The sequence below is a fragment of the Variovorax restrictus genome, from assembly GCF_051216715.1.
Taxonomy (GTDB): Bacteria; Pseudomonadota; Gammaproteobacteria; order Burkholderiales; family Burkholderiaceae_C; genus Variovorax.
Genome location: NZ_JBPJZH010000006.1, coordinates 47,402 through 71,020, shown reverse-complemented (window position 1 = coordinate 71,020; position 23,619 = coordinate 47,402). Strand labels below are relative to the sequence as shown.

Annotated in this window: 22 protein-coding genes; 6 read left to right on the top strand and 16 right to left on the bottom strand. The window is 61.0% G+C overall.

Annotation, left to right across the window (positions count from 1 at the left end):
• Positions 1 to 43: 43 nt before the first annotated feature.
• Positions 44 to 1,012 (top strand): ankyrin repeat domain-containing protein, encoded by a 969-nt coding sequence (locus tag ACSFA0_RS23600; RefSeq protein ID WP_435452696.1) that lies wholly within the window; start codon positions 44 to 46, stop codon positions 1,010 to 1,012.
• Here ACSFA0_RS23600 and ACSFA0_RS23595 read toward each other — a convergent pair.
• The 3 genes from ACSFA0_RS23595 to ACSFA0_RS23585 all read right to left on the bottom strand — a co-directional run bounded on the left by ACSFA0_RS23595 (position 990) and on the right by ACSFA0_RS23585 (position 3,235).
• Positions 990 to 1,745 carry a TraX family protein gene (locus ACSFA0_RS23595; RefSeq protein ID WP_435452695.1) on the bottom strand — a complete coding sequence of 252 codons (756 nt, stop codon included), beginning with the start codon at positions 1,743 to 1,745 and terminating at the stop codon, positions 990 to 992. The genes ACSFA0_RS23600 and ACSFA0_RS23595 overlap by 23 nt on opposite strands.
• A complete protein-coding gene (locus ACSFA0_RS23590; protein WP_435452694.1) occupies positions 1,745 to 2,161 on the bottom strand; it encodes a hypothetical protein in 417 nt (138 codons plus the stop codon). The genes ACSFA0_RS23595 and ACSFA0_RS23590 overlap by 1 nt, the downstream gene beginning before the upstream one ends.
• A 510-nt stretch (positions 2,162 to 2,671) precedes the next feature.
• A complete protein-coding gene (locus tag ACSFA0_RS23585) occupies positions 2,672 to 3,235 on the bottom strand; it encodes a nucleoside 2-deoxyribosyltransferase (RefSeq protein ID WP_435452693.1) in 564 nt (187 codons plus the stop codon).
• Between the two features lie 126 nt (positions 3,236 to 3,361).
• On the opposite strand from ACSFA0_RS23585, the gene ACSFA0_RS23580 reads away from it, so the two are divergent.
• Complete coding sequence (locus tag ACSFA0_RS23580) at positions 3,362 to 4,564, top strand: hypothetical protein (RefSeq protein WP_435452692.1); 1,203 nt, start codon at positions 3,362 to 3,364, stop codon at positions 4,562 to 4,564.
• Positions 4,565 to 4,597: 33 nt separating this feature from the next.
• Here ACSFA0_RS23580 and ACSFA0_RS23575 read toward each other — a convergent pair whose 3' ends face one another.
• On the bottom strand, positions 4,598 to 5,263 hold the full coding sequence (locus ACSFA0_RS23575) for a ribonuclease HII (RefSeq protein WP_435452691.1): 666 nt from the start codon (positions 5,261 to 5,263) through the stop codon (positions 4,598 to 4,600).
• Complete coding sequence (locus tag ACSFA0_RS23570; RefSeq protein WP_435452690.1) at positions 5,251 to 6,120, bottom strand: RDD family protein; 870 nt, start codon at positions 6,118 to 6,120, stop codon at positions 5,251 to 5,253. The genes ACSFA0_RS23575 and ACSFA0_RS23570 overlap by 13 nt, the downstream gene beginning before the upstream one ends.
• 283 nt (positions 6,121 to 6,403) lie before the next feature.
• Here ACSFA0_RS23570 and ACSFA0_RS23565 point away from each other — a divergent pair, with 283 nt between their 5' ends.
• From ACSFA0_RS23565 to ACSFA0_RS23550, 4 genes are all read left to right on the top strand, one after another.
• A complete protein-coding gene (locus ACSFA0_RS23565) occupies positions 6,404 to 8,506 on the top strand; it encodes a hypothetical protein (RefSeq protein ID WP_435452689.1) in 2,103 nt (700 codons plus the stop codon).
• A gap of 8 nt (positions 8,507 to 8,514) precedes the next feature.
• Positions 8,515 to 9,822 carry a 3'-5' exonuclease gene (locus tag ACSFA0_RS23560; protein WP_435452688.1) on the top strand — a complete coding sequence of 436 codons (1,308 nt, stop codon included), beginning with the start codon at positions 8,515 to 8,517 and terminating at the stop codon, positions 9,820 to 9,822.
• 456 nt (positions 9,823 to 10,278) lie between these two features.
• The gene (locus ACSFA0_RS23555) at positions 10,279 to 10,851 is read left to right on the top strand and encodes a hypothetical protein (protein ID WP_435452687.1); all 573 of its coding nucleotides are present in this window, start codon (positions 10,279 to 10,281) and stop codon (positions 10,849 to 10,851) included.
• Positions 10,852 to 10,979: 128 nt separating this feature from the next.
• Positions 10,980 to 12,130, top strand: a protein-coding gene (locus tag ACSFA0_RS23550; RefSeq protein ID WP_435452686.1) for an IS3 family transposase whose coding sequence is annotated in 2 segments (ribosomal slippage) — positions 10,980 to 11,226 and positions 11,226 to 12,130 — 1,152 coding nt in all. Because the reading frame shifts where the segments join, the coding sequence is not laid out codon by codon here.
• 15 nt (positions 12,131 to 12,145) lie between these two features.
• Here ACSFA0_RS23550 and ACSFA0_RS23545 read toward each other — a convergent pair.
• From ACSFA0_RS23545 to ACSFA0_RS23495, 11 genes are all read right to left on the bottom strand, one after another.
• Entirely contained in the window at positions 12,146 to 14,617 is a 2,472-nt protein-coding gene (locus tag ACSFA0_RS23545; protein ID WP_435452685.1) for a DotA/TraY family protein, read from the bottom strand.
• A 190-nt stretch (positions 14,618 to 14,807) separates the two neighbouring features.
• Complete coding sequence (locus ACSFA0_RS23540; RefSeq protein ID WP_435452684.1) at positions 14,808 to 15,455, bottom strand: hypothetical protein; 648 nt, start codon at positions 15,453 to 15,455, stop codon at positions 14,808 to 14,810.
• Positions 15,456 to 15,486: 31 nt separating this feature from the next.
• Complete coding sequence (locus ACSFA0_RS23535) at positions 15,487 to 17,439, bottom strand: phosphoadenosine phosphosulfate reductase domain-containing protein (RefSeq protein WP_435452683.1); 1,953 nt, start codon at positions 17,437 to 17,439, stop codon at positions 15,487 to 15,489.
• A 98-nt stretch (positions 17,440 to 17,537) separates the two neighbouring features.
• Positions 17,538 to 17,762: a hypothetical protein gene (locus ACSFA0_RS23530; protein ID WP_435452682.1), complete on the bottom strand. Its 225-nt coding sequence runs from the start codon at positions 17,760 to 17,762 to the stop codon at positions 17,538 to 17,540.
• A gap of 49 nt (positions 17,763 to 17,811) precedes the next feature.
• The gene (locus ACSFA0_RS23525) at positions 17,812 to 18,249 is read right to left on the bottom strand and encodes a hypothetical protein (RefSeq protein ID WP_435452681.1); all 438 of its coding nucleotides are present in this window, start codon (positions 18,247 to 18,249) and stop codon (positions 17,812 to 17,814) included.
• 25 nt (positions 18,250 to 18,274) lie between these two features.
• A complete protein-coding gene (locus ACSFA0_RS23520; protein ID WP_435452680.1) occupies positions 18,275 to 18,955 on the bottom strand; it encodes a hypothetical protein in 681 nt (226 codons plus the stop codon).
• A gap of 37 nt (positions 18,956 to 18,992) precedes the next feature.
• Entirely contained in the window at positions 18,993 to 20,054 is a 1,062-nt protein-coding gene (parM, locus tag ACSFA0_RS23515; RefSeq protein ID WP_435452679.1) for a plasmid segregation protein ParM domain-containing protein, read from the bottom strand.
• A 64-nt stretch (positions 20,055 to 20,118) separates the two neighbouring features.
• Complete coding sequence (icmT, locus tag ACSFA0_RS23510; protein WP_435452678.1) at positions 20,119 to 20,406, bottom strand: IcmT/TraK family protein; 288 nt, start codon at positions 20,404 to 20,406, stop codon at positions 20,119 to 20,121.
• A 9-nt stretch (positions 20,407 to 20,415) separates the two neighbouring features.
• Positions 20,416 to 21,567, bottom strand: coding sequence for a type IV pilus twitching motility protein PilT (locus ACSFA0_RS23505; protein ID WP_435452677.1), 1,152 nt, complete (start codon positions 21,565 to 21,567; stop codon positions 20,416 to 20,418).
• The gene (locus ACSFA0_RS23500; RefSeq protein ID WP_435452676.1) at positions 21,564 to 22,703 is read right to left on the bottom strand and encodes a type IV secretory system conjugative DNA transfer family protein; all 1,140 of its coding nucleotides are present in this window, start codon (positions 22,701 to 22,703) and stop codon (positions 21,564 to 21,566) included. Before ACSFA0_RS23500 ends, ACSFA0_RS23505 begins: the two co-directional genes overlap by 4 nt.
• A gap of 30 nt (positions 22,704 to 22,733) precedes the next feature.
• On the bottom strand, positions 22,734 to 23,132 hold the full coding sequence (locus tag ACSFA0_RS23495) for a DotD/TraH family lipoprotein (protein ID WP_435452675.1): 399 nt from the start codon (positions 23,130 to 23,132) through the stop codon (positions 22,734 to 22,736).
• Positions 23,133 to 23,619: the final 487 nt, after the last annotated feature.

Below are 23,619 nucleotides of genomic sequence, written 5' to 3'. Positions count from 1 at the left end.
GCGATTCTGGGAGAGCGTAGTCCTGCTAAGAACGGATGTTGCGTTGCTTGCTGCAAATCCGTGGCTCGTGCACGAACTTGCGCCTAAGTCCGTCCTTACCTTTGGCGCTGCCCCCTTCTTGCAAACCGCAATCGCGCTGCAAAAGCCGGATTTGGTCGACGCTGGGTTGCGACTCGGTGCTCCGCTTGAGCAGCGCGACTACAAGGGTAGAACGGCGCTTTTCGCATTGCTCGAAGCGACGCATGCATTCTGGTCGGGCGGTCCAGATCGCCAAGTATACCTCCGCAAGCTCTTGAACGCCGGCGCGCGTCGTGACACCCTCGACGACGAAGGGCGCCCGCTCTGGATGGCCGCGGGTACCTTTCGGGATGTGAACCTCCTTTCAGAACTGGTCCGGGACGGCGCCCCTGTCGATGGATGTGATGAAGCCGGCCAGACCTGGTTGGCACATGCCATCAGCTCACCCGGCACGCCCTTGGAAGCAATCGACCTGCTACTGCGTGCAGGCGCAGATCCGAACGGAGGCCTGCGTATGGGCGCAGGGCGCACGCCTTTGGCATGCGCCCTGCGGTTTGAGGCATTCGAACTGGCGGCGTTGTTGGTAGAAGCCGGTGCGGCAATCGACGGCCGGGATCGTTTAGGGCGAACGGTCCTGCATAGCGCCACGAACACAGCTGCCGTACGGTGGCTTCTCGCGCGGGGTGCAGACCTGGAGGCGCGTGACGCAAGGGGTCAGACGCCGCTCCTCAGTGCTCTGGCTCAAATGCCTGTTACGCCTGTGTTCACGGAAGTTGCCACCCAGCTCTGTGGATCCGGTGCAGATCTGGGTGCGCATGCATATGCGGAGGGCGCGGCCACTGCGAGAGCGCTTGCCAAACGTGCCGCAACACCGTGCGAATCGCTGCTGGGGGCTATCCGGTCGGTTGACGCGCGGAGTGCAGCTCTCGATCTGCTCGGAATTGATGAGAGCCCATCCAAGGTCGCGCCGGCTAGGCTGATAAGAGAGCTCTGATGGTGAACCAGGCAAGGATCACGAACAGGTGTGCTGGGTACAGGATATAGAACAGCCGCGGGATCGCGCGCGGCAACCGTAGCCACGCGTCGCAAGTTACCAGCCAAACCGCGATTGGCAAAGCCGCGATAGCCAGGTGTACAGGATTGCTGACGGTCATCGCGGCCAGTGCAGCAACAGCGATCGCAAGCGCGAGCGTCTCACGCCAGCGGAAGAACCCGTAAAGTCCGACAAGCAACACGATGCCGGGCGCGCCGTAATCGACATGTCTGTAAAGAACGGCAAGCAGGGTCAGTGCCAGAGCGACCCTAAGCGACCAGTTCAACCTGAACAGGCTTCGATCCGCCGTCGATAGAGAAATGACAGCGAGCGTCAGAAGAAAGGTGAACATCACGTTGGCCGTGGCCAGTCCGTCCGTCATCAACCAGAAGGCAGCCTGGGCGAATGCACCCGCGACTGTCAGGCGATGCCCCATCTCGAGCAACCCGCGACAGGGTGAGCGTGTCAGCGCCTCTGCGAGGCGCCAACTGAACACCAGTGCGAAGAGTGGGAAGGCTAGGCGGCCGGCCGCACGCGCCCAATATGCGTTCTCGAGAAAAAAGACACCGATGTGATCCAGGACCATGCAGACGAACGCGATCCATTGGATCGCCTCCAGCCGCTCCTGATCAATGGCTGGGACATGGATGCGGCAGGCCGCGGAACGCGTGGCGGCGGATGCTGCGAGTTCCATTACGCCGTCGTCTCATGTAGATCCTTGAAGGGGTGAACTCCTTGTTGGAGATGGGATCCGTCGGCGGCTGAGGCACGATCGTCGACACCGAGCGTACCCGTACTTCGTTTTCTTGCGGCGCGTCGCGCGCGGTAGCGCTTCAGGAAGGCGACGCAGAACCAGGAGAGGTAGCCCAGGAGAGACAGCTGCGCCGCCGTCAGCAATGCGATGGCAGCGGGAAACAGGGCATAAAGGACCGGAAACCAAGGTGCAGGCAGTTCGGGTCCGTTCAAGGATCTCATGGCTGCGTAGTTCACAGCAGCGACCACGAGGTAGATGAGGACGAACACGACAAACGGCGCAAGCAGAAAAGCACGTTTGAGCCGGCGTGGCAGTTGAAGTGGCGTGGGGGCCATGACAGTCTCGGATTTGATCATTTGCGTGGTTTGGTCGGGTCAGCGGTCAACTAGCGGACGTCATGCGAATGTGCAAAGGCTGCCCGCCGATGGATGCAGTGGAGCGAGCCGGATGACGGCAAGTCCTCTGCGGCACGGCACGGCGGGGCTTTCAGCTGAGAGCTGCATCGGCGTGTGCTGCTAGCTTTCGGATCCATCGATCCCAGGAAGTTGACAGTGCCATTGAGCCCGGCTATCATGTTTTGCGTTCCGATAGTCGGATTTAACATAAGGCACATTGTCTAAACAATCCGCCGGGGACAGCGAGCGGAAGGGAAAGTGCTACTTTCACGCGCCGGCTTGGTAGCTAAAGCTCGACCCCGGTAATTTGGCACTAACGGCAGACCGTTAAGTGTTCCCGATTTTGGCCCCATCTTGCTGGCCTTTACGTTCTCGTTAATCTCCGATTTCGGAAATTTACGACGCGCGCGCGTGAAATGTGAGCGCAACCGTCGAAGGGGGCGGCATTGTTTAGCAACGAGTCGCATGCCGTTAGTGCCTTATTGGTACTAAAGCCTTCAAAGGCCGTGGATTGAGCAAAACCTTCATCCCTTCCAACGCATGGACGAAGGATTCGAAGGTGGCCATGGACCGTGCCAGCATCAGGTTCGTGGGTAGTCCGAACTCCTCGACCATCAGGCCGTACGCTCGATCCCAGGCGACACCCTCGCCGTCACGGTGCACACCGAATGCAGCTTGGACTTTCCGTTCGAGCGGCTGGTCGTGGTCTCTCAGATAGCCGTAGACGGGCTTGCCCAGTGCAGTCGCGAAACCTGTCTCCCAGACCGTGCCACTGTCGGGTTCAATGGCGCCGCGAAACGGGCAAAGGTTGGCTAAGACACCGTCACTGCTCCGAATGAGCGCGACGTTTGCTTGGTAGATGCGTTCTGCCTTCTCATCACCGGTGCCGCTTGAGTCCTGCGCAAGGCCTCCATCGGAAGGTCGAACACCGCGCAGGCCCGCTGCCTCACAAAGTTTCTCGAGAGCCGTCAAATGCGCGTCCGCGTCGGGCAGGAAAACATCGGGGCCGGCGAGGTAGATCCGAGGCGTGGTCATGATGATTGGCAGGTGACGAATAAGTGCACTTGAGCATTTTGGCATGCATTTTCTTTGCCGCCTAAACTTGCAGCGGCAGAACACGCCGATTAACTTTCTCTGCCTGCCACAAAAAGGACCCCTTTCATGACCCCGTTGCGTGTGATTTCTTTGACCGGCGCCGACGAGGCCATCGACGTGGATGCATTGCTCGCTCTGTCGGAGTCGAATCGGTTGGTCGAATGGGGAATCCTGTACAGCAGCGCGCGCCAGGCCGAAGAGCATGGCCAAGGACGCTACCCTAGAACGCAATGGATCGAGGAGCTGCTCGTTGCAACCGAGGAACGCCCCGTCAAGCTCGCACTTCATCTCTGCGGGCAGGACGCGGTCGAATTTGTGCGAGGCAATGGGGCCCTGGTTGAGCTGGTCGAGCGTTTTGGTCGCGTGCAGCTCAATGTTCGAGCCGACGGGTCCAACTTTGCGCCTGGGCTCAGCACTGGTGATCTCGAGCGTGCCGTGCAGCGGACAGTACGATCCGAGCTCCGCACCCGCGTGATTCTTCAGCGCAATCTAGCCAATGAGGCGCTGTACCAAGCGACCCGCCGGATCGATGGCTTGGAATTCTTGAATGATGCTTCGTGCGGGCGTGGTGTAACGCCCGGTGCCTGGCAGAGCCAGGCTGAGCGTGATGGCACATGCCAGGGCTATGCCGGCGGCCTGGGGCCCGAAACGATCGCGGCGGCCCTCCCAGCGATTGTCCGTGCCAGCGCAGAGCGCCCGTTTTGGCTTGACATGGAGAGCGCCTTGCGCGACGCCAGCGATCGGTTTCAACTCGATCGCTGCAGCGCGGTATTGGAAACGGTTAACGACTTCCTGGTCGAGGACGCGGGGCAGAGGCTTGCCCTCTCGGCCGCCCACCGATCAGTCGCAGGGGAGTCAGTGGCCGAGCTTGGTGGGTTCTGGCTTGACTGGTTTGCAGGCGCCGCAGCTGGGCTTCGGATGGTTGCACCGCCAGACGATGCTGTTCGAGCAGTCTGCCTCCTGCCACACGAAGGGAAGTTCTTCGGATTCGCGCCCAGCGAGAGTGCCACCGATCTGGAATACCTTTTGCGAGACCTGGATGTCGGCGCCGTAAAACGTGACGGCGGCTGGCATGCGTCATCGCCCAACGGTGCGGAGCTCTATGGGGCAACGCGAAGCGAGGCAATGATCAGGTGCGTGATCGCAGACGCCTTCGGTCCCAGCCTGCCAGTAAACCCTGCCCTGAGCGCGCCCTTCCTGAGAGCTTGGATGGGTACGAGTGGCGACCGCTACTGTCGTTCGGTCCGCTCCTTCGCTCCGAGGCCCTGATTTCAATCGTGAGGCGCATTCCGGTCAGGGAGCTCAGGACGGCCGTGTCTTTGGGCGTGAGCTCGGAGTCGGAGGGGCGTTTCGCAGGGGTGCAAACGTCATCCGATGCAGGCTGCAGGGGCCCAGTGTTTTGATGGCCGCGATGTGCACTGGACTCCCGTACCCCGCATGGCTCTCGAATCCATAGCCTGGCCAGTGCGCAGCCTGCGCTGCCATCCAGCTATCCCGCCTCACCTTCGCCAGGACCGATGCGGCTGAGACGGCCGGTACGAGGTCGTCGGCCTTCACCAGACATTCGATTCGTCCGAGCTTTAGCGCAGGGAAGCTTGGGACCTGATTGCCGTCAACCACCACATGGAGCGCGCCTGGCGACACGCTCGCTGCGGCGATGAGCGCGTGTACGGCGCGCTCCATCGCAAGGAAGTTCGCCGCAACGATGCCGAGTTCGTCAATCTCAGCCGCCGTTGCCTCACCGTGGCCGTGATGGCCAAGCGCCTCAAGGATGGGGACCAGCGCGGCACGTTGCCGAGGTGAAAGCCGCTTTGAATCCTTCAGGCCGTCTACTTGCTGCGCTTGGACATGAAAGGCATAGGCGCATGCGTTGACCGGCCCGGCGAGGCAGCCACGCCCGACTTCGTCGACGCCGACAGTCAAGAGGTGAGGCTCGACGCCCAACAATTCATGGGCTACGACTTGCATGTGCTTGGCAGATGGCGTGCTGGGATCGCGAACGCCGAGCATCGCCAGGCGATCTCGCTTCCGGACGCGACCGGGTAGAGACTCAGCGTGGCGATACTCCCCTCCGGCGTCCGCCCAAGTTGCAAGGTCACCACGCCACTGCGGGGGTTGTAAGCAACTGCCGCGCCGGCGGCGGAGCCAACGGATGCAATCAACGCTGGGTCCAGCGCATCCGGATACTTCCGATCGGTTTGGATAGCTGAGGCGATGTGGTGCGTGACCGGGCTGACGTACTGGAGCGCCCTCTCCACGCGCGCGGTGCGCTGGTGCCTTTGGTACGCCGTGCCGAGGGGTCCACTAAGCGCAGCATCAACGACAACCGCGGACGCGGCTGCGAGCACGATGCTCAGTGCTGTTATGAATCGACCTTCGAAGCGGGAGAGCGAATCCGGCAAAACCCCAGCGGTTGCCCAACGCGCCACCAGCGTGTCCGACAGGCGGTCGTGCGCCGCCCTGCGGAGTGGATCGCGAAGAAGCGCGCAGAAGCCAAGGCCGAGCAGCGACCCTCCGAGTGCCGCAGCACCCGTTCGAAGCGACGCCTCGATCAACGAGAGCTGCCCCCCTACCCTTCGCGCGACGACCAGACCCAGAAATCGCTTCCCTAAGGTGCCCTGCCATCGGGACGATTCAAAGCCAATGAAATAGGCGCTTCCGGTCACGATGGCAAGGGCACACCCGGTCGGCCATGAAAATCCGGATCGGCCGCTGGCTAAGGCAGCCCGGGTGAGGACCTCGAGCAGGGCCAGGCACAACATGCCAACGAAGAGCAGATCGATCTGGAACGCCAGCAATCGCACCCAGAAGCCGGCGCGCCGCATGCGCGTCGACCTCCCCGAGGGTTTCGAAGCAGCATCCGGCGCCGCTGGGGCATCGGTTGGCAGGGGCTGAGCGTAAGACACAGAAATCGCCCTAATGGGCCCGTAGTGATGGCCTGCCGATTATCAGCCGTTCAGTGCTGGGAAGCAGCAGCGAGAGGTTCCGTGTTCCTAATACAAGGCTCAGACATCGCCAAAATTGCAGAAAATCTGCGCGCCGCTAGCATGGATCAGGTTGCAATGACCTAAAGCCCCCGGGCAGCACGCCGGAGGCTTCGACCCGCCCATGTCTCCCGAAGATTTTGCGCTGACGCCGAAGACGCCTATCGAGGTGTTTCGAAAAAAGATGGCTGATGCAGTAACCGCGCGCCTGTACGCGCCAAGTAGTGCGTGGCGATATGACCATTCCGAAACGGTTTACCTTGGGGACACCGACATTGACAAGGTCCAGGGTCTTATCTTCGGCCGGCGCTTCGAAATAGAGGACGCTTGGCAAGAGCTGAATAGCGACTACTACTACGGCCGCGACAAAGAGGCAATCAAAGAGGCACTCGAGCAGGAGCTCAAGGCGAATCGTGATGAGCTGCAGGCCTTGGCCGACGACCTTGGGGAGGACCCTGACGACTTGGTTGCGCCATGGCTTGAAGACGACGACGAAGGCTTTGAGGTGTCGGACATCCTGGACGGTGGGCTGAACACTGAGAGCTACGACTACCGCGGTCAGCGCGCGCTTTATGCCGAGCTGCCATTCTGGCTGTGTGTGGACCCTGTCAAACCTGAACTGTGGCAGTGCCTGCACGCGCTTCGCATCCCGCCTCTGGACTTCCTCGCAAGTGCGCTCAAACATATCGAGAGTGCTTCCGAAGCCGAGGCAGGATTTGTTGCACCCAAGAATGAGGAAGCGCTTAGCGTTTGGGGGCTAGAGCTGCACGATTCCGACGAGCCGGCCCAGTCCGCCCAGCTTGCGTCCGCGATGTATGAGACGAACTTCCGCGAGAACCTTCAGATGGTCCAGAACGCACGAGCGATCGCGCTCGGCGTAAGCACAGAAGGCCCCGTTATTGAGGCCGAGCATCTGATCGGCCTGGTCCTCGACGGTGCCTACGGAAGCCAGACTGTTGTTCCAGCCTACTTGCACATGGCTGCAGGGAGCACGCTGGTCGACGGCGTTGGACTTGCCGCTGCGCGTCATGATCTTCTTCAGGACGGTGTTTACCTGCGGGCCCGCACAGGGTACATCTCTACCGACTCCTCACCTGGCGAGCACGACCACACATACGAGCTCAAGGCGCCGCTCGATGTGGCGCAACAGACCTTTCAGGTCGCGAATGAGTCGCCGTACCGCCGTACCGACGATGCCTTGGAGCTACCTGCGCATTTGAAGCTCATGGCAGACCTCTATGAGGTTGCGGTTGTGTCGCGTGAAGACCGCCAGATGAGGGATCCGTTCGATCCCAGCGCCAGCGATGCCGCGTCGACGAACACGAAAGCCTTGGCCATCTTGGCCGACGCACCGCAGTGGGCAATCGAACACGTTCGCGGCAAAGACACTTGGTGCCAGCAGTACCTGACCTCCTACCTCGCCTCGCAAGGACCGGCGGAACGGGAGGCTCTCGATGGAGAGTTGCTCCAAGCCATCGAGCAAGGTGTGAACATCGAACGGCCCTTGGCGTCCGGAGCTTCTGCTGATCTCTGGAGCCGCGTGGAGTCACTGCTCGCACTGGGAGCACGCGCGGACAGACCAAACGCACAAGGTGCCACCGCTTTTCAGGTGGCTTCCGCGAATCTCTTCCCAATGGACCGAATTGGGCAACTGCACGCTTCGACGTCGCAGGCCGTGACGCCGGGCGCGCGAACCGACACGTTCGCACTGGTACTGCACGCGCTCAGGTTGACCGGGCTGCCGTCGTCGGAAGAGGCGGCCGAGTCGTTCCGAGCTCGCATCATTTGGTACCTCAATACGGGCATCGGCCCAGACGAAAGGTCCGCCAGTGAGCTGCGGCAAGGCCCCTTTCACGACCTGCTTGTCCTTGGCTTTCCAGACCTTGTCGGCTCGACCATGGACGCACTGCAGGAAGCCCACGCCAACGTTGATACGGGACCCCTCAAACAGGCGTTGCTCAAAGAAGCCGTGTTTCGGCTGGAGCCGGTTCTGCTATCGGCCATGCTTGCCAGGGGTGCGGACCCGGATTGCCTGCCTCGTAGCTTCATGTCAGACGCGCAACAGTCGCTTGAAGCTGCGGCCGAGGCGTCTACGCTTTCGGCGGCCGACCAAAGGCGACAGGCTTGCCGGGATGTCCTGCTGGCCTTCCGCCGGCGACGTTCCGCTATGGCGTTGATCGAAGATCTCGCAGACGTGACGGTCTGCGTGCCCGCGCTGGGCTTCTAGGAGCAGCCATGGACATGATGCTGACGACAAGCACACTTGGTCGCGAACCAGGTTGCATCGTGATGAACATTGGGGCCGTTATGTTCGATCCTTCCGGCCGAGAAGCAGCCGCGGCGCGCCAGGCCGAAAACCAGTTCTACACGCCCGTATCGGCGCTGGACTCAGGTCGACTAGGTTTGCGCACCAGTGACGATACCGTCCACTGGTGGCGGCAACAGCCCGCATGGCCAACGGTCGGCGAGGAGTTCATGACCTCGAACGTGGCGGTCGCCGAGGCCTGCGAGCGATTCGCAGAGTTCTACCGCCAACACAAGCCCCGTAAAGTTTGGGCGAAGTCGCCTACTTTCCACAGCTCGATCCTCCGCCATCTGTTTGCGCTGTCGGGCATCGAGTACCCCGTCGAAGACTTTCGGGACGAGGCGTGCTTCCGCACCGTCATGGACTTGACCTACGGCCAGCGCGAGCAGCATCCAACACCTACCAATGCACAGGGCTACCAGTCGCATCAAGCCGTCGGCCGCGCAATCCGCCAGTCCGACGACCTGGTCGCGGCAGTCAATCGTGACCGAAGCGCGGGGCCCTTGGTTGACCTACGGAACCAGCGCTGGCTGATGCTTGACATCAAGACGCTTGGGCGTACGCGTGGGAGCGGGATCCTCTCGATCGGAGCGTCCATGTTCAACGCCGCGAACGACTCGGCGTTGCTCGAGCAGCCATCGAATCAGTTCTACAGCGTCATCAGTAGTTTCGACCTGGCCAACCATGGGTTTGCGACAGAGCCTGAAACCCTGCGGTTCTGGAACTCCCAGCCAATCTGGCCAGAACTTGCCGTTGCAACGATGAACTCGCCTGTTATGGTGAAGCGTGCGTGCCAGGATTTCGCGGACTTTCTGGAACGCATGCGGCCCGACAAGGTGTGGGCCAACTCGCCCACATTCGACCTCGAGCTGCTCAGGTTCACCTTTCGCAAGATGGGAGTGAACCTCGACATCCCCTATGCCAGCGAATGCGATTTCCGCACGGTGATGGACTGGGCCTATCCACAACGCGACGAGCGGCCCGGGCGCATGCTCCAATCCGAGCTGAAACATCATGCCTTGGGCGACTCGATTGAGCAGGCGCTGCAGACGAGGCTTGCATTGAATTCCTTGGGCCTCGTCGTCGACAACAAGCCATCACCGCCGACACGTGGCGCCCGCAAGGAGGCCACAACGAACAAGCGCGTCAAGCAGGCACGTGCAGCGATCGACGCGGCGGATCTCGCCCTCGGCGAATCTAGCTCCGCGCCGCGGAAAGCAGGCGGCAGGCCTTCTTAAAAAGAGGGCGCCGAAACCGTCCAGACTCGAGTTCAGACCCTACGGTGGGTACACTTTCAAGGCGGCAGCAAAACGAGAGTCACTGAGCAGGCCGGCCCTTTGCGCACATCCAAAAATGCCCCTTCTTGTGTGCGTGAGATGGTGCGGAAGCCACACACTTCCAATCCTAGGGCCGGCCGCCTCAGTGGCTTTCACCGGTTTTGAAATTGCCCTCCTCCAGAGGGCATGACTCCAGTCGCACCGCCCTTTTGAAGCGCTCAGCCGGCGTTTCTTACTCGCAGGTACGACCATCCAGGCTATCCACTCGGCAGAGTTAGAACGTCCACTGCGGGGCGTTTTTTGACGCGTTTTGCCGCTGTCGGCACAATCTCTCTCTCGCCCAGAAACAAGTGCACCGATGCGGTTTTGGGTAATCCTTTATAGCTCGCGCAGGGCTGGAGTTTGCTTATGAATGTCTTGGACACCAACGGGTTTCTACTGAACGCAGTCGGTGGCGGCATCAACGCCGGCGTGGCGCGCTTCGCCGAACGTATGGAAGAGATTGGCGCGGAGAAGCTCGAGGGCAAGCAGTCCGAGATGTGGCGTGACTACGCCCGTTCGCTGGCCATCACCATCGACCGCCTGACCGACTCGGTGGCTGCGAAAGACGCAGTCATCCTGGAGCGCGACCAAGCCATCGCGCAAAGAGATGCCATCATCGCCGAGCAGACGAAGGAGATCGCCGCGGCCGTCACGCGCATCAACGACTTTCGGGAGCGTTCGCAAGACCACGAGGCATACGCATCTGAGCTCCTGAGCCAGTTGACGAAGACGAGCGATCTGCTGAATCGCCAAAGCGCTACCAGCTTTGCCCTGAACGAAGTTCACAAGGGCCTGGTGGCAGAACTGCTTCAGCTGAATGATCCCTCCGTGAACGAGAAGCTCGACCCGGTCGCGCAGCAAGGCCTCCTCAAGCAGCGCTGGAGCGCCTACATGGCACAAGCGGGTCTGCAGCCGCAGCCAGGGCGGCGTCCGCGCATCGGTGGATAACCGGGCATCAAGCCAAAAAAAAGCCAACTGATCGTTGGCTTTTTTTATGTCTGCTTAGGTCATCCTGAATCGCCCCGGGTTTTCTAGACACCTCTGAGCCTTAAACCTGAGGCCCAATAGGAGGTGCCATGAGCAAGCAGAGATACCCCGAAGAATTCAAGATCGAAGCGGTCAAGCAGATCACCGAACGAGGCCACAAGGTGGCCGATGTGTCGGCCAGGCTTGGCGTCAGCCAGCACAGCCTGTATCAATGGATCAAGGCCAAGCAGATGTCGCCTGACCAACGCCAAGCGCAGGGCTCGCAAGCCGACGAGATGCGCCGCTTGAAGGCTGAACTCAAGCGTGTGACCGAGGAGCGCGACATCTTAAAAAAGGCCGCAGCGTACTTTGCCAAGCAGTCCGGGTGAAGTACGCATTTATCGAGCGGCATGAACACGAGCACAGCGTCCGCCGCATGTGCAAGATCATGACGGTGCACCCCAGCGGCTACTACGCCTGGAAGGCCGATCCGGTGAGCCCACGTGCCCAGGACGATCAACGGCTGCTGGGCCTGCTCAAGCACGCGTGGTTGGAGAGCGGCGGCGTGTACGGCTACCGCAAGCTCACCCTGGACATGCGTGATCTGGGCGAGTCCTGCGGCAAGCACCGCGTGGCCCGATTGCTCAAACTCGAAGGACTGCGCTCGCAGACCGGCTACCGCCGTCGCCCTGGCATGCGTGGTGGCAAGCCTGCGGTCGTCGCGCCCAACCACCTGCAGCGCCAGTTCACCGTGGCGCAGCCCAATCAATCCTGGGTGACTGATATCACCTACATCCGCACCCATGAGGGCTGGCTGTACCTGGCCGTGGTGGTCGATCTGTTCTCGCGTCAGGTGGTCGGCTGGTCGATGGGTAGCCGCATCGATACCGGCTTGGTGCTCGATGCGCTGGTGATGGCCTTGTGGCGTCGTCGACCCAAGCAGCCAGTCACGGTGCATTCGGATCAGGGCAGTCAGTTCACTGGGCATGACTGGCAGGACTTCCTACGCGACCACAAGCTGATCTCCAGCATGAGCCGTCGCGGCAACTGCCACGACAACGCCGTGGCCGAGAGCTTCTTCCAGTTGCTCAAGCGCGAACGCATCCGTCGCCAGATCTATCGAACGCGCGATGCCGCCAAGGCCGACGTCTTCAACTACATCGAGATGTTCTACAACCCAAAGCGGCGCCACGGCACTGCCGGAGATACTTCGCCGGTAGAGTTCGAACGACGCCATTCCCAACGGCTCAAAAGTGTCTAAGGAATCCGGGGCGATTCATCCCTCAGAACGGCTCGGTCCGCGCCGGGAGGCAGCGAATGCACGGCGACGCTCCATCACACGCTCACGGCTCATGGAGCCACCGAATGCCTCCGCCCCTTGGCTGACACGGTTACCGGCGGTACCTGCAAGGCCCTCTGCCTTTTCAGCCGCCTCGGTCATTCCGAGGTTATGCGTCTGACCACCGATCCACGACAAGACCGAGTCTGGCACCACGTGGATCAGCGAGAAAGTCTTCTTCACGATCGCGAGGATGATCGTGCAGTAGACCGATATGAAACCGAAGGTGATGAAGAGCATCGTGTAGCTCGAGGCCTGGGTGCTCTTGAACACGAAGAAGAACATGTCATTCACGAAATCCACCATAGGATCGACCATGAAGATTCCGCAGACCATTCCCATCAACATGAGATTGGGTCGCATGAAGAGGTTCAGAAGGATCATCAAGCCCTGGCGACTGTGACTGGAGGTGATGCCCTCCCCGCTTGGGTGCATGATCATCACGGCCCAGAGCATTGACGCGACCAGTGCCTCAATGATGAGGACGAGCAGACCCGCGATGCCCATCACCCACAGCATGAAGGGCATGGTCGGGATAATGACCGAGAGGATGATCCCGATGGTAATCAGGCCCATAACAGTCGTGAAGACAAAGGCCCCCAGGCCTTCCAGGATTGCTGCAAGAGCCGACGCCTTGCCGCCGCCTCCGGTGGCCAAATCGGCAACCTGAACAACGACGTTGCTGCTGCCGAAGGCAACGGCCCCCTTCGCGGCGATGAAACCGCCCCACACGACACCGGCGATGTCGAGGATCGCGTCCCCCTTCGCCTTCAACTGCATGATCACCGAGTGGTTGTCGTTGACGAACGAGGGGCCGAAGCCCTGCACGCCGGTGATGGTGTTGTTGTTGTTAGTGCCGCCGTCACGATTCATCCAGCCGGCCAGATAGGAGTTGTTGTTGTTGCTCCCGACGCCGACGATGCTCTCGACGATGGTGAACGAGATTGACTGGAAGATGCTTGCGACGAAGCTCCGTTCCTCATAGTTGCGAAACATGTTCTCGTTCAGGTCGATGGTTCGCACCGTCGTTGCCTGCTGGCTGCCAGTGATCACCGTAGTAGGCATGCTCCCGGCTCGCGCGGATTCGACAGCAGCGTTGCCGATCGTTTCAGCAACTGCGGACATGACGACCTGGTAGTTAGCGGAGCTGGTGGCCGAAGCATCTGGAGGCACATACGTAGGGGCGGTCTGCATGCCGGAACGGACGGCGTTCTGCACCTTCGCAAGCTCCATGTAGAAGGCGCCGGCGACTGCGAATCCGAGTTTGTCAAACGCCTCAGACATGGTGCTGGCGTTCGCCAACGTGCTGTGGGTCAGGGCGTCGGATGCGGCAGCCGTAAGCGCTCTCTCGTAGTCTCGACTGGCCTTAGCAATCGCTGACTGGATGGCCGCCTTTGGTGCTGCGAGTCCTTCGGGCTTTCCATTTTGCATTGCTTTGACGTAAGCCTCTGCAGGTGCATCGAACGAGGAGTTCATGACCCCCATCTGCTGCAGGTGCGCGCTTGCGATCTTGGTCCTGATCTCATTCATAGGATCTTGTTCGTCCATGCGGAAGCTGTACTGCATGTATCCGCACGCCGCGTCTGACGGAGTAATGGTTGTCGCCTGTCCGTAAGATCCGATACCCTTGTCTTTCCATGTGCCCCACCCAGCGTAGGTGTTTGACACCTCGCGGCCCCCGAGCGTGTATGCGAGCTCGTCGTACTTCATCGACGACTCGGGATTGGATGGATTGATCACGTCGTTGTTGTACTTTGCGCACAACTTCGAAGCCATAGCGTTTGCGGCGATCGATGAAAAGGACACGGGACTCACGATGTCGGAGCCGGTCCTGCGTGTCACGCTGGTGAGGACCGATGACCACACATTGTCGGCAAACCCGACCCCCTGAACGGCGATCCAGAGGCACATCGCCTGTACAAACGAATATCCAGAATTCGTGACAGGCAGGAGAAGCGCAGCGCCGCCTGCGAATCTGATCGGAACCCACATCGACGACCATTGCTTGCCCAGGAATTCACCGTCGCTGCCGGTGTTCAAGATCCCGATCACAACGAGGAAGAGAACAATCAGGCTGCCGAAGAACGTAACGCCCAGGTTGAAGGTCTTGAACACCGCGCCTAGATTGCCAGCGGCGGAGATGGTGCTCTGTGCGTTCGTTCCGCCGGTGTTGATGACGTCGCCAAGCATCCCCTTGAGGAGGAAGTTGATGAAGTAGTCGTTCTCTTTCGCTGCGAAGCCGTGGGACGGCGGAACAGCTTGAGCAAAGGCCGAGCTAGGCGCCATGACCAGCAACCAGAAAGCAGCGACGCTTATCGCCACCCACGCGATCTGGCGCGCGACGGAGATTGATTCAGTCGGCAACAGGCTTTGCCCGCCGGTGTAAAGGGACGACTGGCTGATTTTCATTGGAACTCCGGCTGCGCCTGGCATAACGTAAAAGTCAAGGCGGGACGCCTTACTTTCGTTGCGACATTATATGGAGCGGCCGATTAAAAGACGGCCTTTGCCGCCTGCACGCAGCCCATTTTCAGCGCTCTCCCGGATGCAACCGTCCCGAGATCCTCGACCGCGGCCGCCTGTAGCCTTCGATTTGGCGTCAACGGCCCTGGTAGGCTTTGGGGTAACTGCGTGAGGACTGATCCCACGAAGAGCCAAAGGATGAGCGCATGCGGCGTCCAAGCTCCTGATGCGCCTCGGAATCCGACGCTCCGAAGGATTCCAGGTCAGCCATGACGCGATGCATGCTCTCGAGCACTGCAATCGTTGCGGTGTGGCGGCTTGCTCCATCCGCCATCTGCAACCATCCGGCGGTCCGCGCTTCGTTGAAGGCGGAGTCGAGACGCCGACTCGCTTCCAGGGCGCCCTCCGTCTCGTAGAGACCCCAGGTCGATGTGCTATCACGCGACTCTCCCTCCTGGGCTTTGGTCAGGCCGAATGTGACCGCGTCAGAACCGTGCATCCCGAACGGCTGCAAGAGGACCGACTTGGCGGCATCTTTCGACTCGCGATCGGACGCTCCGAGGTTCGCATATCGATCCATGACCCCATAGAGGCCAGTCAGTGCGCTCTTGATCGCGCCGGGGCCATGGGCGCCCGTCGCGATCGCAATACACGCCTGGCGACGGTAAAGCTGGATTGCAGTGGAGATTTCGCTCGCAGCCGCGGCAGCCGCTGTACTGTCGACATCAAGGGCGAGGTCAGCGGCCGTTGCAGCTATCACCTGGGTGGGTTGTTCAGAGTTCATAGGGTCCTGGTTGGTGCTCGTGCGGCCGGCTTTATGCGCGCAGTGTCGCTCCGCGGCTGCTCTGTACCGGATGGGCGCTCTGACCAGTGGCCTCAATGGAATCGACGGGCGAACTGTCTTCGAGCTTCAGGTAAATCGTGGAGCGACTGCCGGCATCGCCACGCGCGCGCACCTTGCCATTGTTGGATGCAGCCATCCCGGCCTGTTCTGCAGTGACGGCGCGATCCCAAACGACCTTGGGGTCGACGGCGCCGTCGAGCCCGTGCCTAATCTTGAATGCCGAGCGACGAAGCATGTTGTCCACCTCAGCCTCCTGGCCAGCTTTGATAGTCATCATCCCGAGACGCGCGTAGTACAGGTATGCCTCGGTCGGGCTGGAAGCTGGGTTGTCGTGGTGCTTAGCGATCAGCTCATTTACTTCGTCGAGCACGAATGCGGCTGCCTCCACGTCGATGGAAAGCATCGGCCCGGTGTTTATCGCCAGAACCTCCTTGCCGCTGGACGTAAGGCGATTCTCCATGCAGCCCTGAGACTCGTTGCTGACCAGTTCGAGAATCGCGCTCCGTAGCCCCGTGTAGGTGCTCTTATCGCCTTCGTCCCAGTCGGCGCCGACGTGGAGATACCTCGCCGGAATCTCCTTCGGCCGCGGAAACACTGGAACATCAGGCACGTGATATCGCTCGCCGCGGACATAGATGTCGTTGTAGATCTTCAGCGCGTGGAACGGGCGATGAAAAGCCTGAAGGCTCCACATGGAATCGATCGCGAAAAGCTGCGTGATGTCAACAAGTTGGAACCGCGGCTTGGCCAAGCCTGCCCGGCGGGCTGCGGATTGCTCGACCACGTCAAGAGTGAGCGCATAGCGGAGCAGTTCCTCCATCATGCCTGGCGAGTAGGCGTCGGGCGAGATGCGGATATAGCCTTCGTTGATGGTCCTTCCGACCCACGAGCGACGATCCATGTCCCACCGCGTGTTGGAAACGAAGTTGCGCAACTTGTTCAAGCCACGCATATACTCATATCGTGGATCGCCGATGAGCATGTTCTCCATGGACTTATCGGTTGCCGAGGCTGTGCAGAGACTGCATCCGTGGCGTGCGCCACATGCCTTTGATGAGGCCGGTCCTTTGCTCATGTCTTCGCCCACAATGACGCACGAGCTGCCCATCGCATCTGCATAAACCCGGAAGGTCTCCTCGAAGTTCGAATAGGACGGTATGGCCCCGGCTCGAGCCATGCCGAGCATCTCCCAAACGTCATCGGTCGTCCAGTGCGCCAGCGGCGACATGAACAGATGGCCAGGGCACCCCGACTCATCGATCCCGCGTCTCACCTCAACGTCGGACTCACCGCGTTCACGCATGTTTGCCGATCGTACGGCGCTCTCGTCATACCGCGTCCCGATGAGTACGACGGGTTCGTTGTACTGACCGCTGGTCAGACGCTGCATCACCCGTTTGCGCAGACGCTTGAGGGGGGCGACCTTCATATTCACTGCACACTCACGCTGCCCGCCGGGAAACGTGGGAAGACCGCGGCCGCCGATGACACGAACCACCCAGTCCTCTGTGAGGTTCGGATGTGCAACCTCGACAGCAACGTTCAACTGATGTTTGCGCGCAAACTCACGAACCTGTGCGAGCTCACCCTCCGCGTATATGTCCACGTCGGGGTTCTCAATATTGGTCGAAGCTGTGAGTACTGCGATGGGTGGGACGTGCTCACCGCGTTGCTTCATCTTCACCGCAGCTGTCAGGACGAGGTTCAACAAAGCGCTCGAATCCTTGCCTGCGCTGAACGACACGGCGCAAGGAAAGTTGCCACGCAGCAGCTCGGTGACTGCTGAGACGACCCGATCGATCTTATGTTCGATCGTATTTAAGGCGGGGGCCTTGGCGGCGCTCGGGGCAGGACCATTGTGGGTTGGTGCACCAAGGTCAAGTGACAGCTGGGCATGCGGAATGGGTTCAGTGACGAGCGGCATGGGCATAATATTTGCCCAAAGATACTCGGAGCCGATTAACGCTGCAAAAATCGGCAGCCTCGCCCGCCTGCGCGATTTGTCAGGCGCGGAGCTATTAGCTAGCGTCGCCGGCGCAGTTGCCGCTGCTGGAAGTTGCGGACCCTGATCTGGCACGGCAACGTCTCTAATGTCACCTCCGGATCAATGTCACCTAAGAGGTCCGTCACTGCGTCGGCCAAATTCTCGGGCACCCTGTGCGCAGAGAGCAGGCCGCCGTCCGTGAGCTTGGTGCGACTGAGCGGACGTCCTTGCTCATCGCTGATGGTGACGATCACCGAGATCATTGCCGACTCCTATTCTGCAAGGCGCGCTCTTGTTTTGGCTTCGGGATGTTCAGCGACGCGCAAACATCACTTCCTTCTTGTCCCAGTCGATCGTCGCAACGAAGCCCTGCTCCTTCAGCAGATCCTGAAGGACGTTCGTCCAAGGCCGGCGGGTACCGCGCACGGTGACTTTCCCGACTTGAAGAACTCCCGAGTCCGCATCAGCGAAGCCACGCCACTGCGCGGGCACAATAGCCTTCAGCGCATGGGCGAAGTCGACGCCGACAATATCCGCTCGCATCAACGCAGGCTGCTCGTATTCGCCGACGAAGGTAAGTGTCGGCTTGTTGCTCGGCGTCCGGGCCTGTGGCGCCAGCTGCACTGCCGCTGCTGGCGCAGCAGCAGGTTCGTTTTCAACCACCAGGCGCGCCTGGCTGGAATGCGCATTTACACCCAACACAACAAAAATAGCGACACGAAGCGCGCCGGAGATGGTGAGATGTCGCATTTTGAGTCCTGAACGTAGCGAGAGATTATGAAAAGATTGCACCGAATGCACTGCTTAGGGCGCCCGGGGGGCCGGCGCTGCTTGCAGCTTCCGGCAGGCGATTAACACGCTCGATTATTGTCGGAGCCGACACCGACATGTCGCCGATTAAGGTCGAAGGCGGTGGAATAGTTGCGTTGGAAGGGCGTTCGTCACTCCCCTCTTCAGGGGCGGGCTCGCGAGAGTCAGATCGATGCGGCGCAGGAGCCCGCCTCACGGACGAGGTGCGGTTCGGTAGTGCAGTCGCGTCGGCTGTTGGCTGAATGGCCCGCACGATTGCCTGGCCAGGCGGTGTCATGACGACGGCTGGCCCCAGACTGGCGATTGCTGGTGCCTCGAAGGCCAAACCCCGCTCGAGCCAAGCCCCGATGCAGAGCCAATGGCGCACGAGGTCGCAGCGGCTACGCATCGGATGCTTCGAGAGCGCGGTGACCACCTCGTGGTCATACGGGTCCTGCGCGTCAAAGAAGAGCTTGAGTCGAATGGTGGTGTCGAAGTCGCCTAGGGCCTGGGCGTGGCTTAGATCCGGCACCAGGGAACGGTTGAGCATCCCGAGGCGCACGGTACTCCGCATCCAGCCGGCGGCCCGCCGGGGCCCACGTTCGGTGATGGCGTCCAGCACGTTTCCTTCGGGTTCGTACTCGCGCACGAATCCGAGGGTGTACACATGGCGGGACTGAGCGGAGGTACGACGAGAGCGCACTTTAGCGGCCGATGACGTGCTTCAGGTACTTGAACATGCCGCGCGCGTTCGCGAACTCTGGTTCGTCGACGAACACCGCCGTTGCGAAGTGCTTCTTGATCTCTTCCTTGAAGACAATGGAGCCGCCGCCGACGAAGAGCATGGCCTGCAGGTCGAAGCCCTTGGCGACGCGTTGCTCGACGTCCTTCATGATGTCCGCGGCTATCGCAGCACGCGCGATGGCGACGTCTTCCGAGAAGTCCACGTTCAGCGCGTGCTTTCGGAACACGCCAGTGCGGATGACCTCCTCGACCATAGCGCGCGGAACCTGGCTGTCCTGCAGGTCGCCGAACATCTCCTGGATCGTAGGGTTGCGGAGAATCGTGAGCTTGATCGCCTTCACGAGGTCGAGGACGCCCTTGTTGATGGTGCCCGAAGCCTTCTTCTCGACGTTCATCCCGACCAGCACCTTGACCGTGTCCGTCGTCCGCCCGCCGATGTCGATCACCGCGGCGGGGCTCTCCAGCGCTACCCGCTGCGTGCCCTCATCACTGATCGCGAAGTCAAGCCACGCGGCGACGCCTTCAGCGAACACGTGAGCCTTGGCGACCCGAGCGCATGGCACGCCGGCGACAGCATGGACTGGCTGCTCGATGCTCTCGTTCTTGCGCGCGATGTTCACCTTGTTCTGGCCGTCTTGGTTGAAGAAGGTGTGGACGGGAAGGCTCGTGGCCACCTCCACCTCCTGGCCACCCAGGCCCGCCTGGCGCAAAGCGTGGTGGACCATCACACGGTTCAGCGCGCCGTACGGGTAGTCGTTGTAGCGGGTGTCGGCCGCCTCGATGTCGGATGCCATGGTGGCCGTGAAGAAGCCTTGCTCTCCATGAGTGCCTTCGCCGACATTGGTCTTGTAGGTAGGCAGCTCCTCGGACGAACCGGTCAGCGAGGAAGCGCCAGTTCGCACGAGCGATGGCATCTTGAACTTGGTGCCGTTCGACAGGACGACCTTGGTCATTGCGTAGCCGTCGTCGACCGCGACAAGAACGGGGGCATTGGTGGTCTTGGAAGCTTTGATTTCAGTCATGGGTCAGTCTTTCGTTCCGGCGACAAGTCCGGAGGGATAGAGGGTTAAGTTGTTGGAGAGGCGTTTAGAGGCGCGTCTTCTTCCACCAGGGCACGGCATAGCGGGTATTGCCGGCCAAGTTCGAGCGGAGGGCCCGCAGGACGATCCGCAACGGCCGGCGCATGAACACCTCGACTAGCCACATTGCGAGCGTCACGCCGACGGCAATGCCCAATGTCCACCACGCGATGTTGAATGCGAAGAAGAGCAATGGCGGGAAGACGATCGTGGCGTCGAAAGGCCCAACGCGAACCTTTTTGGCCGTATAGCGCCACTCGATGCCGCTCGGTGTACCTGATTGGTTGTAGTCCATGCTTTCTCCTTATGTGGCTGCCGGGGCGAGGCTCCGAAGCGTGGCCTCGTCAATGCGTCCTTCGGCATGAAGCCGCTGCGCGCATGCCCGGACGGTTTGGCCATGCTTCTCGACCAGCTTTGACATATGCACCAATGCCGCGTCCATGTTCTGGCTGGCGATTGCCATGAGCTCCTCGCGGATCTCGCTGCTGAAGACCAGGTACTCGCGGATAGCCACGCGTTTGCCGTCTGGAGTGCGGACGAGGCTCTGCCAAACCACTGCCCGCACGCTCGAAATCAAGCCGTTCATGACAGACCCGTGGATCTGGTACGGGAAGAAGTTCACGATGCGACGGAACGTGTCAACCACCGAGTGGGCGTGGACGGTCGTGTACACGGCATGCCCGGACTGAGCGGCCGCTAAGGTGGCCTCGATCGTCTCGATGTCGCGCATTTCGCCATTCAAGATCACATCGGGCGCTCGACGCATTGCGCTCCGAACACCGGCGTCGAAGGTTGGCAGGTTCGCGTCGGGACCGATCTCGGTTTGGAAGATGGTGCTGCTAGGGGTCGCCACGGTGTCGTAGACATACTCGATCGGCGCCTCGAAGGTCATGATGAAGCGGTTCCCGTCGACCTGCTCGAGCATGTGGCGCATCAGCGTGGACAAGGTCGTCGACTTGCCTGAGCCGGTTGCACCAGCCATGATCACTATTCCGTCCTTCGGGAACAGGCCTGCCCGCAGCTCCGGCTCGAGACCAACCTGGTCCATGGTCGGCGGCTCTAGGGAGATCATGCGGATAGTGATCTCAATCGCGTTTGCGCCCATCAAGGTGCCGCCGACGGCGTTGACGCGGAAACGGTATCGCTCGTGCCGGGTTGGATGTAGCTCGTAGGCGATGTCGATCGCCGAGCCAGACTTGATGCGGCCTGGGCCGTTCGAGCCATACAGCGTCGTGAGGATCTCTTCGACCTCCGGTGGAGGCAGCGGCCTGGTGGTCAGGCGATGCACAACCCCGTTGACCTTGGCGATGACGCAGTTGCCGGTCTGAAACTTGACGTCCGACGCGCCAATCGAGCTGAGATACACGAGCAGGCGCTTCACGTGATCGGACGAGAACCTCGCTGGAGGGTTCGGAAAGGCGAACTCGCTCGGCGGAGCGACGACAGCTTCGCTCATTGCCGAGGTTTTCCTGCGCTTTTCGCCTTCGCCACTACGGGAACTGCCCGCGCCGGTACGTCTGGAGAAGGACCACCGGTCAGCTCGTCCAGTGACACCCGTGCCCCGGGCGAGCGGGCACTTGGCAGTACCACCGCGTGCGGGCGCGCAGTCGGCGGAGCGACAGGAGCGGGCTGCTGCGCAGGCGCCGAGGGCGCGATCTGCCCAGCCGGCGCCGCCGGATAGGGCCGTTGTGGCTCTTGCGCCTCTCCCATGACTGGCTTCCAGCGCGTCGGGTCGCGCTGGAAGGTCGGGATCACGGTGATCTTCAGCGTGATGTCGTTGACGTTCAACGCGTTGTCGTTGCCCGTGACGCCGTCGTTGCGACTGGCCACATGCGGCAGCGACAGAACGTTCTGCGCCAGGAGATCGTGATACAGGACCATGCCGTCGAAATCACGTGCAAGGCGGTTCAGGTCCCACTCGAGAATCGTTTTGGCCTGCTGATAGCCGATCTGCCAGCCGTCGGCGACCCACGCGTCCCAGTTCGCCTTTTCGGTGGCGTTGCGCGGCATCAGCGTGTAGTGCGGAAGGCTCGCGGCCTTCTCGCCCAGGTCGCGGTACAAGTAGGTTCGCCAGTTGGGAGGAGTCGCAACGAACTCGACGTTGCTCTCGATCCGGTAAACGGCATCACGCTCCCGAAGCATCCGGGTGTCGAGTTGGTTGTAGGCGGCGCGCGCCTGGACGATCACAGGAGGGCGAATCAAGCGTGCCCGGCCATCGCCACCACTCTCGTACGACTGCAAATCGGTGAGCATCAGCGGAGCGAAATTGAACGTCGCGTCGTAAGCTGCGGCGACACGATTGAGAGCTTGGCGGATCTCGTAGCTGCCGCGCAGCAGCCCCGAGCGTGCGCCATACGAGTTCGCAGCCTCGCGCATGGCCTTCGAACGCAGATCGCGCTCGGCGACAGCCTTCGCGTCAACGGCGCCGGCTCCAGCCGCGACTGCAGCCTTGGCCTGCTCCAGTGATTGCGGGGGGACGTCGCCATCGTTGATTTGCGCAGCGGCCGTGATGGGCAACCCGGCGGCTAGGAGCGCAACAACCAGTGCGCAGAAGGCCGGGGCGGCGTGGAGTCGGATTGGGGTCTTGGTCATGGTCTAGCTAATAGCGCCTGCGTTTGCGGATCAGCGCGGTTGGACCGGGTAACCCCCGCTGCGCATTGCGGGCGGGTACTTGACGAACATCTTCTTGGTATCGGGATGCACAACAATGTCTGCCGCCGAACCGGCTTGCGCAGCTGCGTCCGACAGCACGTTGAACGCGGTGTGGCTGTTGACCGCCATCGATACCAGCACGGGCGTCTTTGCGCTTCCCAGCGTGCCGCCGTATTCGTACCCTGCCACTTCGGCGATCTGTTGCACGAGCTGATCGACTGGTCCAGACCAAGAGACCGACACAGGAACTTCCAGACCTGCTGGAACGATTCCTGGCGCGACCGTAACGCCAGCGGTTGCGCTTCGAATCGCAGCCAGACGCGCCATCGAGTTACTGGCGCGCTCCGAATAGACGGCGAGTTTGGCCATCACCTCCGCATCAGGGGCAGCCACAGGCGCTGGCGGTGTAACGCACCCCGCAAGCAGCCCAGCGGCGCAGACCGCAGAGAGGAGAGACGCCAGCCGAACGCTGTGGAGCTTGGGGGACATAGCCGTGACCTGCTTTCTAACTTTGCCTGGCGCCGAGCACTGACGCTAGGGTTGCTAAGAGACATAACGAGTAAAGGGCGGAATCGCCAGTAACCATTTTGAGAGTAACACCCGATCCACTGGCAAACCGCCTCACAACCACGTGGCGGGCCGCTTTTCTGGTGCGAGTGCGCCAAATAAAAGCGGTTGCGACAGTAACGGGTCCGATTCTGCCTGCGATTTTGCGTAGCCGCCGCGCATTACGTGCAGAAAGGGTGGAATCCGCGACAAGAAGGCGGAGACAAAGGTGCCGTCAGACCTAGGCGCAGGTCGTAAGGGGCGATTGCTACGCAAGTAGTCCGGCCGTGCGAGTTGTGCGGTGCAGTGG